The sequence below is a fragment of the Morganella sp. GD04133 genome (assembly GCF_029835375.1).
Classification (GTDB): domain Bacteria; phylum Pseudomonadota; class Gammaproteobacteria; order Enterobacterales; family Enterobacteriaceae; genus Morganella; species Morganella morganii_B.
The window spans coordinates 49342-64258 of the sequence record NZ_JAODZS010000002.1 but is presented as its reverse complement, the minus strand read 5'-3'; the positions used below and the strand labels follow the sequence as shown (position 1 = coordinate 64258).

At 51.5% G+C, this 14917-nt stretch carries 15 protein-coding genes; 12 read left to right on the top strand and 3 right to left on the bottom strand.

The window, feature by feature from the left end; translation table 11 throughout:
• Window positions 1-81: 81 nt before the first annotated feature.
• The 9 genes from N7387_RS01195 to N7387_RS01155 all read left to right on the top strand — a co-directional run bounded on the left by N7387_RS01195 (window position 82) and on the right by N7387_RS01155 (window position 9804).
• Window positions 82-1260, top strand: coding sequence for a bifunctional tRNA (adenosine(37)-C2)-methyltransferase TrmG/ribosomal RNA large subunit methyltransferase RlmN (locus N7387_RS01195; protein WP_262858819.1), 1179 nt, complete (start codon window positions 82-84; stop codon window positions 1258-1260).
• Between the two features lie 71 nt (window positions 1261-1331).
• Window positions 1332-1682 carry a tetratricopeptide repeat protein gene (locus tag N7387_RS01190; protein WP_152689691.1) on the top strand — a complete coding sequence of 117 codons (351 nt, stop codon included), beginning with the start codon at window positions 1332-1334 and terminating at the stop codon, window positions 1680-1682.
• Window positions 1683-1734: 52 nt separating this feature from the next.
• Window positions 1735-2793, top strand: a complete 1059-nt coding sequence (gene rodZ / locus N7387_RS01185; protein WP_346658582.1) for a cytoskeleton protein RodZ — start codon at window positions 1735-1737, stop codon at window positions 2791-2793.
• A gap of 79 nt (window positions 2794-2872) precedes the next feature.
• The gene (gene ispG / locus N7387_RS01180) at window positions 2873-3997 is read left to right on the top strand and encodes a flavodoxin-dependent (E)-4-hydroxy-3-methylbut-2-enyl-diphosphate synthase (protein ID WP_279796188.1); all 1125 of its coding nucleotides are present in this window, start codon (window positions 2873-2875) and stop codon (window positions 3995-3997) included.
• Window positions 3998-4145: 148 nt separating this feature from the next.
• On the top strand, window positions 4146-5426 hold the full coding sequence (hisS, locus tag N7387_RS01175; RefSeq protein WP_045138198.1) for a histidine--tRNA ligase: 1281 nt from the start codon (window positions 4146-4148) through the stop codon (window positions 5424-5426).
• 10 nt (window positions 5427-5436) lie between these two features.
• Entirely contained in the window at window positions 5437-6054 is a 618-nt protein-coding gene (locus N7387_RS01170) for a tetratricopeptide repeat protein (protein ID WP_262858816.1), read from the top strand.
• A gap of 14 nt (window positions 6055-6068) precedes the next feature.
• Window positions 6069-7241, top strand: coding sequence for an outer membrane protein assembly factor BamB (gene bamB, locus N7387_RS01165; protein ID WP_279796185.1), 1173 nt, complete (start codon window positions 6069-6071; stop codon window positions 7239-7241).
• 148 nt (window positions 7242-7389) lie between these two features.
• Window positions 7390-8895, top strand: a complete 1506-nt coding sequence (gene der, locus N7387_RS01160; RefSeq protein WP_262861837.1) for a ribosome biogenesis GTPase Der — start codon at window positions 7390-7392, stop codon at window positions 8893-8895.
• A 120-nt stretch (window positions 8896-9015) separates the two neighbouring features.
• Window positions 9016-9804, top strand: a complete 789-nt coding sequence (locus tag N7387_RS01155) for a hypothetical protein (RefSeq protein WP_279796184.1) — start codon at window positions 9016-9018, stop codon at window positions 9802-9804.
• A gap of 154 nt (window positions 9805-9958) precedes the next feature.
• On the opposite strand, the gene N7387_RS01150 is transcribed toward N7387_RS01155, so the two are convergent.
• Together N7387_RS01150 and hemF are read right to left on the bottom strand one after the other, a co-directional pair.
• Window positions 9959-11059 (bottom strand): M4 family metallopeptidase, encoded by a 1101-nt coding sequence (locus tag N7387_RS01150; RefSeq protein WP_279796183.1) that lies wholly within the window; start codon window positions 11057-11059, stop codon window positions 9959-9961.
• Between the two features lie 101 nt (window positions 11060-11160).
• Window positions 11161-12066: an oxygen-dependent coproporphyrinogen oxidase gene (gene hemF / locus N7387_RS01145; RefSeq protein WP_279796182.1), complete on the bottom strand. Its 906-nt coding sequence runs from the start codon at window positions 12064-12066 to the stop codon at window positions 11161-11163.
• A 113-nt stretch (window positions 12067-12179) separates the two neighbouring features.
• Between hemF and N7387_RS01140 the strand changes: the two genes are divergently transcribed.
• Entirely contained in the window at window positions 12180-12611 is a 432-nt protein-coding gene (locus N7387_RS01140) for a GNAT family acetyltransferase (protein ID WP_262858812.1), read from the top strand.
• Here N7387_RS01140 and N7387_RS01135 read toward each other — a convergent pair.
• Window positions 12608-13021, bottom strand: a complete 414-nt coding sequence (locus N7387_RS01135; RefSeq protein ID WP_262864120.1) for a NirD/YgiW/YdeI family stress tolerance protein — start codon at window positions 13019-13021, stop codon at window positions 12608-12610. The genes N7387_RS01140 and N7387_RS01135 overlap by 4 nt on opposite strands.
• 182 nt (window positions 13022-13203) lie before the next feature.
• Between N7387_RS01135 and N7387_RS01130 the strand changes: the two genes are divergently transcribed.
• Window positions 13204-13797 carry an RpoE-regulated lipoprotein gene (locus N7387_RS01130; protein WP_279796181.1) on the top strand — a complete coding sequence of 198 codons (594 nt, stop codon included), beginning with the start codon at window positions 13204-13206 and terminating at the stop codon, window positions 13795-13797.
• A gap of 102 nt (window positions 13798-13899) precedes the next feature.
• A complete protein-coding gene (locus N7387_RS01125) occupies window positions 13900-14796 on the top strand; it encodes a Dyp-type peroxidase (protein ID WP_279796180.1) in 897 nt (298 codons plus the stop codon).
• Window positions 14797-14917 lie beyond the last annotated feature (121 nt).

Below are 14917 nucleotides of genomic sequence, written 5' to 3'. Positions count from 1 at the left end.
TCAGCGGCTATCCTTATTCCTGTATCTGTGATGCGCGCCGCGTGTCACCGCCGAAAGTGTAACAACGAGGCAATGTTAACAATGTCAGAACTGACCACCCAAGACGCCTGTGCAACAGGCTCCGCACCGATTGCTCCTGAAAAAATCAACGGAAAAATTAATTTACTCGATCTGACCCGCAAAGAGATGCGCCAGTTTTTCGCCGATATGGGTGAGAAGCCTTTTCGTGCTGACCAGGTGATGAAGTGGATTTACCACTATTGCTATGATGATTTCGATCTGATGACCGATATCAACAAAGTGCTGCGTACCAAACTGAAAGCGGTGGCGGAAATCCGTGCGCCGGAAGTGTCAGAAGAACAGCGTTCTGCGGACGGTACCATCAAGTGGGCTATCCGTGTCGGCGACCAGGAAGTGGAAACTGTCTATATCCCGGAAGAAGACCGCGCCACCCTGTGTGTCTCTTCCCAGGTCGGTTGTGCGCTGGAATGCAAATTCTGCTCAACCGCACAGCAGGGCTTTAACCGCAACCTGCGGGTATCTGAAATTATCGGCCAGGTCTGGCGTGCCGCGAAAATCATCGGCTCCCTGAAATCCAGCGGTCGCCGTCCGATCACCAACGTGGTGATGATGGGGATGGGTGAACCGCTGCTGAACCTGACCCATGTTGTTCCGGCGATGGAAATCATGCTGGATGACTTCGGTTTCGGGCTCTCCAAACGCCGCGTGACGATTTCCACCTCCGGCGTGGTTCCGGCGCTGGACAAACTCGGTGATATGATTGATGTGGCGCTCGCCATTTCCCTGCACGCACCGACCGATGACGTGCGTGATGAAATCGTGCCGATCAACAAAAAATACAACATTGAGACATTCCTGGCATCTGTGCGCCGTTATCTCGGAAAATCCAATGCGAACGGCGGTCGTGTGACCGTGGAATACGTCATGCTGGATCATATCAATGACAGCACGGATCAGGCACATCAGCTGGCGGCCTGTCTGAAAGACACACCGAGCAAAATCAACCTGATCCCGTGGAACCCGTTCCCGGGCGCCCCTTACGGGCGCAGCTCAAACAGCCGGATTGACCGCTTTGCCAAGGTTCTGATGGAATACGGTTTTACCACCATTGTCCGTAAAACACGCGGTGATGATATTGACGCCGCCTGCGGACAGCTGGCCGGGGATGTTATCGACCGGACCAAACGGACACTGAAAAAACGCATGGCCGGTGAACCAATCGCTGTCAAAGCAGTCTGACAGTAATATTAAGTAACACTCCCGGGTGACACTTTACGTTAATATACCTGCCTTACAGACAAGGAGGCAGTATGATAAGGACGTATTCCCCGGGCTTAATTGCAGTAATGCTGCTGGCAGGATGCCGGACAGCCCCTGTGACACAGACAGTACCGGCTGCGACCGGTACCCGTCTTGCACTGGGTGAGGCTTATCTTCAGGCCGGCCGGTATGATGCCGCACGGTATCATTTTGACCGGGTACTGAAAGCACAGCCGCAGCATACCGGTGCCCTGACAGGCGCAGCGCTGAGTGCAAAATGCGATCAGCAGCCTGAAATCGCGGAAAAATACCTGAATTTAGCCGTGAATTCCCCGTCAGGCAGTGATAGTGTGGTAAAGTACATTTTGGCTTATGAGTGTCCGCCGGATAAGAGTCTGTAAAACAATATAAAAGTAATGTTGTTTTCAGGGTTATTTTATTATTACGGGTGGCATGCTGTATGCCGGAATACGGAACTTCGGTGCGCGGAAAGGCAGATCTCCGCGCTTTCTCGTAACCAGAACTGTTTGTGTCCTGAAACTCATGAATAACTCTCAATCTCAAGATAATCTCCAACTCACTCTTGGCCAATTCTTAACACAACGTCGGGAACAACTTCAGTTATCACGGGAAACAGTCGCCGACAGACTTTGTCTTAAACTGACTACAGTGCGTGAAATCGAAGAAGATGCACTGAAAGAAACCAACCCGACCTTTATCCGCGGTTATATCCGCACCTATGCCAAGCTGCTGCAGATCCCTGAATCTGCAATCATGCCTTATCTTGATAACATCGCACCCGCTCAGATGACCAAAGTCCAGCCGATGAAAAGTGTGACGCTCGGTCGTCAGCGTAAAAAACGCGAAGGCTGGCTGATGAAATTCACCTGGCTGGTACTGCTGGTGGTTCTGGCGCTGGTGGGGGTATGGTGGTGGCAGCAGTATCAGGCACAACAGGCCGATATTGCCTCACTGGCACAGCAGAATGATGTTACCGTGAATGCCGCGGCAGATGCACCGGGTACCGATCCGGCAGATGGTGATGCACCACAGACACTGAATGCCCCGGCAGGCACACCGGATGCCGCACCGGCGGGTAATACCAATACCGCTGCACTGGAATTATCGGCTGCCACCCCGCAGGATCAGGAAATTGACAGCAGCAAAATTGTGCCGCTGCCGGGCAGTGATCGTGTACCGGCGGTCGTTAACCGCGCCGTGGACAGCGAAGGCGGCACACTGCCGACCACCACACAGACACAGGATGGTCTGGTTCTGACCTTCAAAAACACCTGCTGGCTGGAAGTGACCGATAACAAAGGAACAAAAATTTTCAGCGGCACCAAACAAAAAGGGGATACCCTGGAATTTGCGGGCGCAGAACCTTACCGTCTGAAAATCGGCGCACCGGCTGCCGTGGATGTGCAGTTCAAAGGTCAGAGTGTTGATCTGAGCCGCTTCATCAAAGCAAACACGGTGGCAAAACTGAGTGTGCCGAAAGCCGGTGAATAATTGGTTTTTAAATTAAACCTTTACTACACAATAAACACAGCAATGATTAAGGACACAAGGATGTTCCGGAGAAAGACATATGCATAATGAATCCCCGATAAAAAGACGCAAGTCCACCCGAATTTACGTGGGAAATGTGCCGGTCGGTGATGGTGCACCTATCGCCGTGCAATCAATGACAAACACCCGGACAACGGATGTTGAGGCGACCGTCAGACAAATTAAATCCCTGGAGCGTGTCGGCGTGGATATTGTCCGCGTGTCAGTGCCGACCATGGATGCGGCGGAAGCCTTTAAACTGATTAAACAGCAGGTCTCTGTACCGCTGGTGGCGGACATTCACTTTGACTACCGTATTGCGCTGAAAGTGGCGGAGTACGGTGTGGATTGTCTGCGTATCAACCCGGGCAATATCGGCAGTGAGGAGCGTATCCGTCAGGTAGTGGATTGCGCCCGTCATTATAATATCCCTATCCGTATCGGGGTGAACGGCGGCTCACTGGAAAAAGATATCCAGGAAAAATACGGCGAACCGACCCCGGAAGCACTGGTGGAATCCGCCATGCGTCATGTGGATATTCTCGACCGCCTGAATTTCGACCAGTTTAAAGTCAGTGTCAAAGCGTCTGATGTCTTCCTGGCCGTCGGTGCTTACCGTCTGCTGGCGCAGAAAATTGATCAGCCGCTGCACCTGGGGATCACCGAGGCGGGCGGCGCCCGTGCCGGTTCCGTAAAATCAGCGATCGGATTAGGTATGCTGCTGTCGGAAGGGGTCGGTGATACGCTGCGTATCTCGCTGGCGGCTGATCCGGTGGAAGAGGTGAAAGTCGGGTTTGATATCCTGAAATCCCTGCGTATCCGTTCGCGCGGCATTAACTTTATCGCCTGTCCGACCTGCTCCCGTCAGGAGTTCGATGTGATTGGCACCGTGAATGCGCTGGAACAGCGGCTGGAAGATATCATCACACCGATGGATGTGTCGATTATCGGCTGTGTGGTCAACGGTCCGGGTGAGGCAGAAGTCTCCACACTGGGTGTAACCGGGGCGAAAACCCGCAGCGGGTTCTACGAAGACGGTGTCCGTCAGAAAGAGCGTCTGGATAACACGGATATGATCGATCAGTTAGAAGCGAAAATCCGTGCCAAGGCGGCCATGCTGGATCAGAATAACCGGATTGATATCAGTCTGGTTGAGAAAGAATAATCACGGACCGGCTCATGATTAACGGGCCGGTATTGTCTGTTTTGGCGGATATGCGGTTTTAGGACGATATATCCGCCTCCCGATATTGCACCCGCACCGGGTCGCTTTTATAATCGGAAACATATTTCATTGAGTTAAGAGAATTAACGTGGCGACTAAAATCCAATCTGTTCGTGGTATGAATGATTATCTGCCGGCTGATACTGCTGTATGGCAGCGTATTGAAAACACGCTTAAACGCATTCTGACAAGCTACGGGATCAGTGAAATCCGTACACCGATTGTCGAGCATACCCCCCTGTTTCAGCGCGCCATCGGCGAAGTGACCGATGTTGTTGAAAAGGAAATGTACTCTTTTCAGGACCGTGAAGAAAATGTGAGTTTAACACTGCGGCCGGAAGGAACAGCGGGCTGTGTTCGTGCCGGGATTGAAAGAGGCTTACTGTATAATCAGGAACAGCGCCTCTGGTATATCGGACCGATGTTCCGCCACGAGCGTCCGCAGAAAGGGCGCTATCGTCAGTTCCATCAGCTGGGTGCGGAAATTTTCGGTCTGAGCGGACCGGATATCGATGCCGAGCTGATTATGATGACCGCCCGCTGGTGGCGTGAGCTGGGCATTGCGGAGCATGTCACCCTGGAACTGAACTCAATCGGTTCGTTACAGGCGCGTGCAAATTACCGTGAAGCACTGGTGGCCTTCCTGGAACAGCACAAAGACAAACTGGATGAAGACTGCAAACGCCGGATGTACACTAACCCGCTGCGTGTGCTGGATTCCAAAGACAGAGTTGTTCAGGAACTCCTGAACGATGCACCGGCACTGTTTGATTATCTTGATGAAGAATCAAAAGTCCACTTTGACGGCCTGTGCGCCATCTTGGATGCCGCCGGTATTCAGTATCGCATCAACCAGCGTCTGGTCCGTGGTCTGGATTACTATAACCGTACTGTGTTTGAGTGGGTGACCACCGCACTGGGTTCGCAGGGAACAGTCTGCGCGGGTGGTCGTTATGACGGGCTGGTTGAACAGCTCGGCGGTCATAATACCCCGGCGGTGGGTTTTGCCATGGGTCTGGAGCGTATGGTACTGCTGGTTCAGTCTGTCAATCCTGACTTTGTGAGCGAAACTGCGGTGACCGATATTTATCTGGCCTCCTTCGGTGAAGGCAGCCAGGTCGCGGCAATGATGCTGGCGGAACAGATCCGTGACAGCCTGCCGGATGTGCGTATCATGACCAACTACGGCGGCGGCAACTTCAAGCGCCAGCTGAGCCGTGCGGATAAAAACGGTGCGCGCATCGCCCTGATTTTAGGTGAGGATGAAATTGCCAACGGGACAGTCACTGTCAAAGAACTGGCCACCGGTGAGCAGCAGACGCTGGCACAGAGCGGGCTTTCCGCTCGTCTGAGCGAACTTTTAGGTTAAGGAGAGACGTGTGGAAGTCTATACCACAGAAAATGAACAGGTATCAGCGCTGAAGAATTTCTTTGTCGAAAACGGCAAAGCAATCGCGGCAGGTTTGATCATCGGTATCGGCGGTATTGCCGGCTGGAACTACTATCAGTCTCACCAGGTCACCAAATTACAGGATGCGGCGATTGCCTATGAAACGGCGGTCACAGCAAAAGGCACCCCGGCAGAGCAGACAGCCCGTCTGCAGGCGTTTGCGAAAGAAGCCAATAACAACTATGGCGCTATCGCCGGTCTTGATCTGGCGATGAAAGCGGTTGACAGCAACGACCTTCCGGCGGCAGAAAATGCCCTGAGCCAGGCGCTGACAAAAACCGATAATGACGATTTAAAAGATCTGATTAATGCCCGTCTGGCCCGTGTACAGCTGGGTCAGAAAAAACCGGATGCCGCGCTGGCAACGGTGGCGGCAGTGAAAGGGAAAGGCTGGGCGGCTTACGCACAGGATATCCGCGGTGATGCCCTGTTACAGAAAGGGGATGTGAAAGGCGCGCAGGAAGCCTACACCACCGGTATTCAGAGTGAAGGTGCCGGGACTATCAAATCCGTTATGACATTCAAACTCGATAATTTAGCCGGGTGAGGGGACTCTCGATAATGCAACTGCGTAAAACACTGCTGGTAGGATTAGTCGCCTCTGTGCTGCTGGCCGGCTGTTCAAGTGAACAGGATACTATCGTGATGTCACCACTGCCGGAAGTGACAAGTCAGTTCACCCCGGAAACCGTGTGGGATAAATCCGTCGGTGACGGTATCGGTAAATATTATTCTCACCTTTCCCCGACATGGGAAGGTTCCAGTGTTTATGCGGCTGACCGCAATGGCCTGGTCAAAGCCCTGGATGCCGATTCCGGTGTTGAAATCTGGTCAGTGAATCTGGCGGAAAAAACCGGTTTCTTATCCGCCAATATCCCGGCGATGTTATCCGGCGGTCTGACCGTTTCCGGTGAACACGTTTATGTGGGTACAGAGCGCGGTACGCTGATCGCGCTGAACGCGAATGACGGTGAAATTGCATGGACCGCTAACGCCGGTGGTGAAGTGCTGTCCCGTCCGGAAGTCAGTGATGGTCTGGTGCTGGTGCATACCGGTAACGGTCTGTTACAGGCATTTGATACCGCGTCCGGCGAACAGCGCTGGAGCCTGAACCTGGATACCCCGAGCCTGTCTGTCCGTGGTGAATCTGCCCCGGCAGTGGCTATGGGCGCGGCATTTGTCGGCGGTGATAATGGCCGTGTCAGTGCGGTTATGCTCGGCCAGGGTCAGATTATCTGGCAGCAGCGTATTTCGCAGACAACCGGTACCACCGAAATCAGCCGACTGAATGACGTGGATATGACCCCGGTTGTTGCTGATGGCCGTGTTTACGCTATCGCTTATACCGGCAATCTGGTGGCGATGGATATGCGCAGCGGACAAATCCTGTGGAAACGCGATTTCGGCTCAGTCAACGAACTGGTGCTGGATGGTGAATCCCTCTATGTTGTTGATCAGAATGATAACATCTATGGTCTGCGTGCTGCGGATGGCGTTACCATGTGGTCACAGGATAAATTGCTGCACCGCAATCTGTCCGCACCGGAACTCTTTAACGGTTATCTGGTGGTCGGTGACGGCGAAGGTTATCTCCACTGGCTGGATACGTCCAACGGGCAGTTTGTGGCACAGAATAAGCTCAACAGTTCCGGCATTCTCAGTCGTCCGTCAATTGCCGGTGATAAACTGATGGTGCAGGCCCGTGACGGACGCCTGTATCTGCTCCGCCGCTGACAGTAAACCGCTGTTTCCGGCATCACTCCGGCAGGGCAGCTGACTGCGGAGTGGTTTCATTGACGGCTCCTGAATGACAGGGGCCGTTTCGTCTTTAATCTCCTGTATGGTGCAGGGGATTTTTTCAGTGTTATGAGGCAGTAAAAGCATGATACCTGTCGTTGCTCTGGTCGGGCGTCCCAATGTCGGGAAGTCCACATTATTCAACCGCTTAACGCGTACGCGCGATGCGTTGGTTGCTGATTTCCCCGGCCTGACGCGGGATCGTAAGTACGGTCGTGCAGAGGTTGAGGGACAGGAATTTATTATTATCGATACCGGCGGTATTGACGGCACGGAAGAGGGTGTTGAAACCCACATGGCCGCACAATCACTGCTGGCGATTGAAGAAGCCGATATCGTGCTGTTTATGGTGGATGCCCGCGCCGGTCTGATGCCGGCGGACAGCGGTATCGCCAAACATCTGCGCAGCCGCGATAACAAAACCACCTTTGTGGTGGCGAACAAAATCGACGGTATTGATCAGGATCTGGCGCTGGGTGAATTCTACAGCCTGGGTCTGGGTGAAGTGGTGCCTATCGCTGCCTCGCACGGACGTGGCGTCAGTCAGCTGATCACCCGCGCTCTGGTGCCGTTCTATGGTGAGCCGGAAAGTGAGGATGATGATCGCGAGTTAACCGAAGAAGAGGCTAACGCCGCGTACTGGGCAGAGCAGGAAGCCCTGGCACAGGCAGCAGAAACGGAAGACAGCGAAGAGGAAGATGATTTCAATCCGATTGATCAGCCGATTAAAATGGCGATTGTCGGGCGTCCGAATGTCGGGAAATCCACACTGACCAACCGTATCCTCGGTGAAGAGCGTGTGGTGGTTTACGATATGCCGGGCACCACCCGTGACAGTATTTATATCCCGATGGAACGCGACGGGCGCGAATATATCATCATTGATACCGCCGGTGTGCGTAAACGCGGGAAAGTCACTGAAACGGTTGAAAAGTTCTCCGTTATCAAAACACTGCAGGCGATTGAAGATGCGAACGTGGTACTGCTGGTGATTGATGCCCGTGAAGGGATTTCAGACCAGGATCTGTCACTGCTGGGCTTTATCCTCAATGCCGGTCGTTCTCTGGTTATCGCCGTCAACAAATGGGACGGTATGACCGCAGAAGATCGCGATCATGTCAAAGATATGCTGGAACTGCGTCTCGGTTTCGTCGATTTCGCCCGTATCCACTTTATCTCTGCGCTGCATGGCAGCGGTGTCGGTAATCTGTTTGACTCGGTACAGGAAGCGTATGACTGCGCAACCCGTCGTGTCAGTACCGCACTGGTCACCCGCATTATGAAAATGGCAGCGGATGACCACCAGCCGCCGCTGGTTCGCGGTCGTCGCGTCAAACTGAAATATGCGCACGCAGGGGGTTATAACCCGCCGATTATTGTTATCCACGGTAACCAGGTGTCAGATTTACCGGATGGCTATAAACGCTACCTGATGAACTATTTCCGTCAGTCACTGAAAGTGATGGGAACCCCTATCCGCATCCAGTTTAAAGAGGGTGAAAACCCGTTTGCGGATAAGAAAAACGTACTGACAGCGACCCAGCTGCGCAAACGTAAACGTCTGATGTCCCATATTAAGAAAGGGCGTTAACAAAAAATAAAACCGGCATTGTGAAGTGACCCCGATAGTTGGACAACCGATTACCGGGGTTTTTTGTTTTGTCTGCCAGTTAAAAATAAATAGCTTTAACTTAAATAATTGGGTGTTAATATGAAAAAAACAAAGATAATTTTTATTATATTATTTTCTCTTAATATGGTATGCATGAGAAATGCTTTTTCATCAGAAAAACAGGAATTATTCACACTGGATGAAATATGCAAAGCTGGCTTATCTACTGTCTATGGTCGTAATATTGATATAATGGAATCACAATCAATATCAGATAAAGTAGTCAGAATAAAATATATAAGAAGTCAAGACGGAGCACATTTATCGTACCTCTGCAGAAAAGAATCAACGTCCCGTCTTAGTACTTTAGATGAGCGCTTAAATGGTGCTCGTTGGTATGGTTCTGATTTGGCGGATTCTCAGATATTTTTTTCAACTGTTAATGATGTTTTAACAATTAGAGATGTTAATAATGGAAAGGTATTAGCATCAAGTATATATACTAAGAAAGATTTTATTTCAACGGAGACATCTGAGGAAAATGACAGTACGATCGAATGGTTAGAACAATACGCTAATAAAAAAACAGGAAAATCAAAAGAATGGCGTGTTAAATATATTGATTCAATACATACATCCACCACGCCTGTAAATGTATATATGATTCGCTTTAGTACATCTGATAAAAATCTATTTACTTTACCTGATGCAGCAAACGACTCCGTTGCATACGATAAAAATATATCAAGAATTACAAAGTGGACAGACCATTTTTGTACTAAAGAATTATCCGATTTTATGAAGAGAAATGGAATTAATATGGTTCCATCAGAAATATCAAGCAATGGAAAAGTACAATTTATTGGCACCTGTTTTCCTAACCAATAAATACCATTAATGTATTGAAAAAGTTGTTTTTTATAAAATTATTAACAGAATATCCTGCTATATGTGTAATTAAAACGGCTCTCAGTCATGAAAGCCGTTGTTATTCCGGGAAGGATAGTCCGGGAATGAATACAGTAGCCTTCCTCCGGTGCGGTCACGGTTCCAGCCCGACGGCTTTCCAGGCGTTCAGCAGCACGGCTGCAACCTCCTCATCATAATTTTCATCCGCAACGAGCAGGGTTTCGCGGGCGAAGGTAAGGAAATCACATTCCGGCGGCAGGTTGCCTCTGCGCAGCGTGTCGAACCAGATTTGCCCCGCCACTTCCCAGCTGTATCCGCCGAGGGCGGAAGCGAAATGGTAAAATGCATGATTCGGGATACCGGAGTAGCAATGCACGCCGCCGTTATCATTCTCCGGATCATCCGGCAGCGCAATATAATCCCGCATATGTGCCACCTGTTTATCTTTGCCGATCACCGGATGGTTATAGGCATTTCCCGGTGATGAAAGGGAACGCAGTGCTTTAATTCCGCTTTGTTTATTAAACAGTGTTCTGCCGATATGCCAGTCCCCCTGATGGCTGGCGTGACGGCTGCGGTAATGACCCAGCATAACGGTAAACACATCACAGACAGATTCATTCAGGGCTCCGGACTGGTGGCTGTAAGTCAGCGGGGAAAGGTGATCAATCACCGCATGGGAAAACTCGTGCGTGGCGATATCGAGCTGAGCAAAGCTCATAAACAGCGGAGAAACACTCATCCCCGCATCCCCGGCACCAAACACCAGGTGTGCGCCGTTCCAGAACGCATTGCAGTAGCCGCGTCCGTAATGTGTCATGGCAGAGATAGTGGCATTGCTGTCATTAAAGGATTTGTAATCAAAGACATCATCAAAAAAGCCGTAAATGATATCAAGATATTCAAACATATTGTCGGTATCGGTATCCTGCCGGACAGCTATATGCAGCTGAGGGTTTTCCGCTTTCCGATCCTCACGGTAATACAGATCCGGAACAGTGGTCAGGTTTTTCAGATGCATCACCCGGCGGTGCGCCGGAGAATGGCATCCGGCATCCGGCAGGGCGGCATAACTGAGAGGCATTGTCTCTGTTTCCGGCAGACGGCGGTAACCCAGCAAGCGCTGCATATGCTGATAACATAACTGAGTCTCCTCGTGATCCCCCTCATGAAGCAGGCGTTTTTTCAGGATCCAGGGCGGTAAAAATGAATAGCGCGGGGCATGTGCTGACATAGACGGTTCTCCTGTTGTTGGAGCGACCATCTTTGCGGAGAAAAATACTCACCGCAGCAGACTATCAGCCTGCTTTTCAGTCAGCACACTGTGAATTGATATCAGACCCAGTCCCGCGGGATCAGGAAATCGTCCAGCGCGGCTTCCGGGGAACCGGCCTGCGGCTGGTAATCATATTCCCAGCGTACCAGCGGCGGCATTGACATCAGGATGGATTCAGTCCGCCCGCCGCTCTGTAAACCGAAAAGTGTGCCGCGATCCCACACCAGATTGAACTCCACGTAACGGCCGCGCCGGTAGAGCTGAAACTGCCGTTCGCGCTCACCATAGGGAATAGAACGGCGTTTTTCCGCGATCGGCAGATAAGCCGGGGTAAAACCGTTGCCGACAGCCTGTGTGAAGGCAAAGCATTCCTCAAAACCGGGTTTATTCAGATCATCAAAGAACAGGCCGCCGATGCCGCGCGCTTCGTTGCGGTGCTTCAGATAAAAATAGTCGTCACACCACTTTTTATAACGCGGCCAGGCATCTTCGCCCAGCGGGGTGCAGATGTCCCGGGCGACACTGTGCCAGTGTACGGCATCTTCAGTGAAAGGATAGAAAGGGGTCAGATCAAAACCGCCGCCGAACCACCAGACCGGATCACAGCCGGTTTTTTCGGCAATAAAAAAGCGCACATTAGCGTGTGCGGCCGGGACGTACGGATTATGCGGATGAAGCACCAGGGAAACCCCCATGGCCTGATAGTGACGCCCGGCCAGTTCCGGGCGATGTGCTGTGGCTGACGGCGGCAGGCTGTCCCCGCTGATATGTGAAAAATTAACACCGGCCTGTTCAAACAGTGCGCCGGATTTCAGTACCCGGCTGCGCCCGCCGCCGCCGGACTCCCGCTGCCACTTATCTTCGCTGAACTCAGCACCGCCGTCACAGGCGGCGAGTTGTCCGCACAGGGAATCCTGTAACCGGAGAAAAAAATCTTTAACACTGTCACTATCAGGGATATTCATTACATCACGACCATTGAGCTGCGGATAAACTTTAGTATATCATTTTGTTTTTATAAGATATCACACCCGTTCCGTCACGGACACGGGCAGACAACCGGCAGACAGGTAACGGTATGGACATTCGCACATTTCAGCAAGGCGATTTTGAAGAGGTTGTTGCACTCTGGGAGCGTTGTGATCTGGTCACCCCTCCGGATGACCCGGAAACCGTGATTGAGCGGAAAATGGCACACGACCCGGCACTGTTTCTGGTGGCGGAAGTCAACGGCGAGGTGGTGGGCACACTGCTGGGCGGTTATGACGGATACCGGGGCTATGCCTATTATCTGGCGGTACATCCGGAATTTCAGGGCCGGGGAATTGCCAATGCGATGGTGGCGAGACTCGAGAAAAAGCTGCTGGCGCGGGGATGTCCGCAGTTACTGCTGTCGATTCCGGATGAGAATACCGCCACACTGAGCATGTTTGACAAGCTGGCTTACGACGAGTGTCAGCAGGACAGCCTGACCTACAGCAAACGGTTGATCACCGACCCGGAATATTAACTGCCGGCGTTTACCACACTGAGCGAATCTGCGGTTACGACAATCTCATGGCGGTCTTTTTCCATTCCGCCTTCAATACGGATGGTATCATTAGGGGTGATAATCTTTTTCCCCCATAAATCCGCCGGAATTTTTATTTCGACGATACCGCTGTAATCCCCCAGCAGATAGTGCTCCGCTGAAATCTGAGACTGAATATTGCCTTCCAGAATCACCCGGCTGTTATCCTGCAGATAGGGCAGCTGCTTGATGACAAAACGCTGTGCTGTTTCACATTTTACTGTGCTTTGATGATACTCATAGGCAGAAAAGGACGGCAGGGCAGCAGCAGACTGAAACCAGAATGTACCTGCCAGCACAACCGCTGAAAACAGGTAAAAAGACGATGATGTGAATGTCATTTTAGCCATAGCTTATGTCGCCGGTAAATGAGAATGTCGGTGATATGCTGGGAGATATCTTATCGGAAATGTTACGTTACTGAATTCGTAAATATACGTATTTTGTTAACGTTATTTGATGTAATAATTCAGAATGAATGTTTTGTCAATTCCGGAGTCTGATATCTGAACCGAATGCAAAGGAGCAATGAATGAAGTGTTATCAGGCAATAAAGCTGGCTGCTGTGGCTGGTGCCGTACTGATGCTGAACGGGTGCAGTTCGTTTTCATGGTCATCATTATCGCCGGTAAGCTGGTTCAGCAGCAGTGCGCTGACGGTAACGGCACAGGGTGTCGGCGGTGTGAATAACCAGACAGCCATGACCGAAACGGCGATCAGTCAGGGACTGGACGATAAATACACACTGCGCGGTGGCATGCAGACCGAGCAGGGGCAGATCGTTAAAATTTTTGAAGGCCGGAAAGATAATAAAACGGTTATCCGTCTGTCCGGGCCGGAAAAGGGCACCGTGCAGCGCATTGTCGCCAATGATGCGGATATCCGCACAGAATGGGATACCAAAACCGGAACCCTCTTTTCTGATATCTATCCGCAGGCCGTTGCCGGTGCCTGCACCCTGACCACTGAATTTGATGACAGTGCTCAGGTTATCTGCCGCTCACCGCAAACCCCGCGTGTTTCCTATGTTTTCCGCGGAACCTGGAACGGCCCTGAAACTCTGATGCCGTCCGATGATATTCTGAAGAACTGGCGCGTCAGTTATATCGTCTGGGCCAATAAATAACCCGGAATAATAAATGAACTTGAGGAATAACAACGTAATTCCGCGTCAGTGATTTATGATAAGGCCATTTCCTGATCAGACTGACGATGCAAAGGGAGCAATATGTCACAAGCACAAAGCGGTATTCTGCCGGAACACTGCCGTTTCGGTATTTTTATTGAAGCAAACACCAAAGGTGATTTACCGGCGATCCGGCGTGGTTGTCAGGTTTTTCTGGCAGCACTGAAAACGTTACAGACTCAGTTTCCGGCTGATCAGCTGAGTGCTACGGTAGCATTCGGTCACGACCTGTGGCGTCAGCTGGGCAGTCGGAGCAGTGCGCCGGAACTGAAAAACTTCCGTGAACTGGGGCGCGGCCTGGCGCCGGCAACACAGTATGATTTACTGATCCATATCCATTCTCAGCGTCACGATATTAACTTTTCACTGGCACAGGCAGCGGTGGCGGCATTTGCGGGTGCAGTTGAGATTCAGGGCGAAATTCATGGCTTCCGCTGGACGGAAGAGCGCGACCTGAGCGGTTTTATCGACGGCACAGAAAACCCGGAAGGGGATGATCGTCCGGACGTGGCACTGATCGCGGATGGGGAAGATGCGGGCGGCAGTTATATCCTGACTCAGCGCTGGGCACACAGCCTGAATAAATGGACTCGTTTTTCCGAAGAGCAGCAGGAAAAGATGATTGGCCGCACCAAGGCAGACAGCACTGAGCTGGATGAAAATGTGCGCAATGTAACGTCTCATGTGTCGCGTGTGGTGATTGAGGAGGAGGGTGAAGAGCTTTCCATTCTGCGCCAGAGCCTGCCGTACGGTACTGCCGGTGGTGAGCACGGTCTGTTCTTTATCGCGTACTGCGCTCGTCTGCACAATATTGAGCAGCAATTGCTGAGTATGTTTGGCGAAACTGACGGTAAATTTGATGATCTGCTGCGGTTCAGCAAACCGAAAACCGGGGCTTATTATTATGCGCCGTCGCTGGTACAGCTGAGTGCGCTGTAGGAGGGGGTCACTTTAAGCCCGGAACCGGCTGATAACGGGCAAAAACGAAAAGTCGCTGTGAATACATCCCTGTAAGCTCAGGCGCGCCATCCGTGGCGCGCATGCTTTTCGTTTCTTTTAC

What these genes read in the sequence shown, in the direction of transcription:
- der (WP_262861837.1), top strand. Translation starts at nt 7,390, where the DNA reads ATGATACCTGTCGTTGCTCTGGTCGGGCGTCCCAATGTCGGGAAGTCC.
- N7387_RS01155 (WP_279796184.1), top strand. Translation starts at nt 9,016, where the DNA reads ATGAAAAAAACAAAGATAATTTTTATTATATTATTTTCTCTTAATATG.
- bamB (WP_279796185.1), top strand. Translation starts at nt 6,069, where the DNA reads ATGCAACTGCGTAAAACACTGCTGGTAGGATTAGTCGCCTCTGTGCTG.
- N7387_RS01130 (WP_279796181.1), top strand. Translation starts at nt 13,204, where the DNA reads ATGAAGTGTTATCAGGCAATAAAGCTGGCTGCTGTGGCTGGTGCCGTA.
- ispG (WP_279796188.1), top strand. Translation starts at nt 2,873, where the DNA reads ATGCATAATGAATCCCCGATAAAAAGACGCAAGTCCACCCGAATTTAC.
- hemF (WP_279796182.1), bottom strand. Translation starts at nt 12,066, where the DNA reads ATGAATATCCCTGATAGTGACAGTGTTAAAGATTTTTTTCTCCGGTTA.
- N7387_RS01150 (WP_279796183.1), bottom strand. Translation starts at nt 11,059, where the DNA reads ATGTCAGCACATGCCCCGCGCTATTCATTTTTACCGCCCTGGATCCTG.
- N7387_RS01135 (WP_262864120.1), bottom strand. Translation starts at nt 13,021, where the DNA reads ATGGCTAAAATGACATTCACATCATCGTCTTTTTACCTGTTTTCAGCG.
- N7387_RS01140 (WP_262858812.1), top strand. Translation starts at nt 12,180, where the DNA reads ATGGACATTCGCACATTTCAGCAAGGCGATTTTGAAGAGGTTGTTGCA.
- N7387_RS01195 (WP_262858819.1), top strand. Translation starts at nt 82, where the DNA reads ATGTCAGAACTGACCACCCAAGACGCCTGTGCAACAGGCTCCGCACCG.
- rodZ (WP_346658582.1), top strand. Translation starts at nt 1,735, where the DNA reads ATGCTGTATGCCGGAATACGGAACTTCGGTGCGCGGAAAGGCAGATCT.
- N7387_RS01190 (WP_152689691.1), top strand. Translation starts at nt 1,332, where the DNA reads ATGATAAGGACGTATTCCCCGGGCTTAATTGCAGTAATGCTGCTGGCA.
- N7387_RS01125 (WP_279796180.1), top strand. Translation starts at nt 13,900, where the DNA reads ATGTCACAAGCACAAAGCGGTATTCTGCCGGAACACTGCCGTTTCGGT.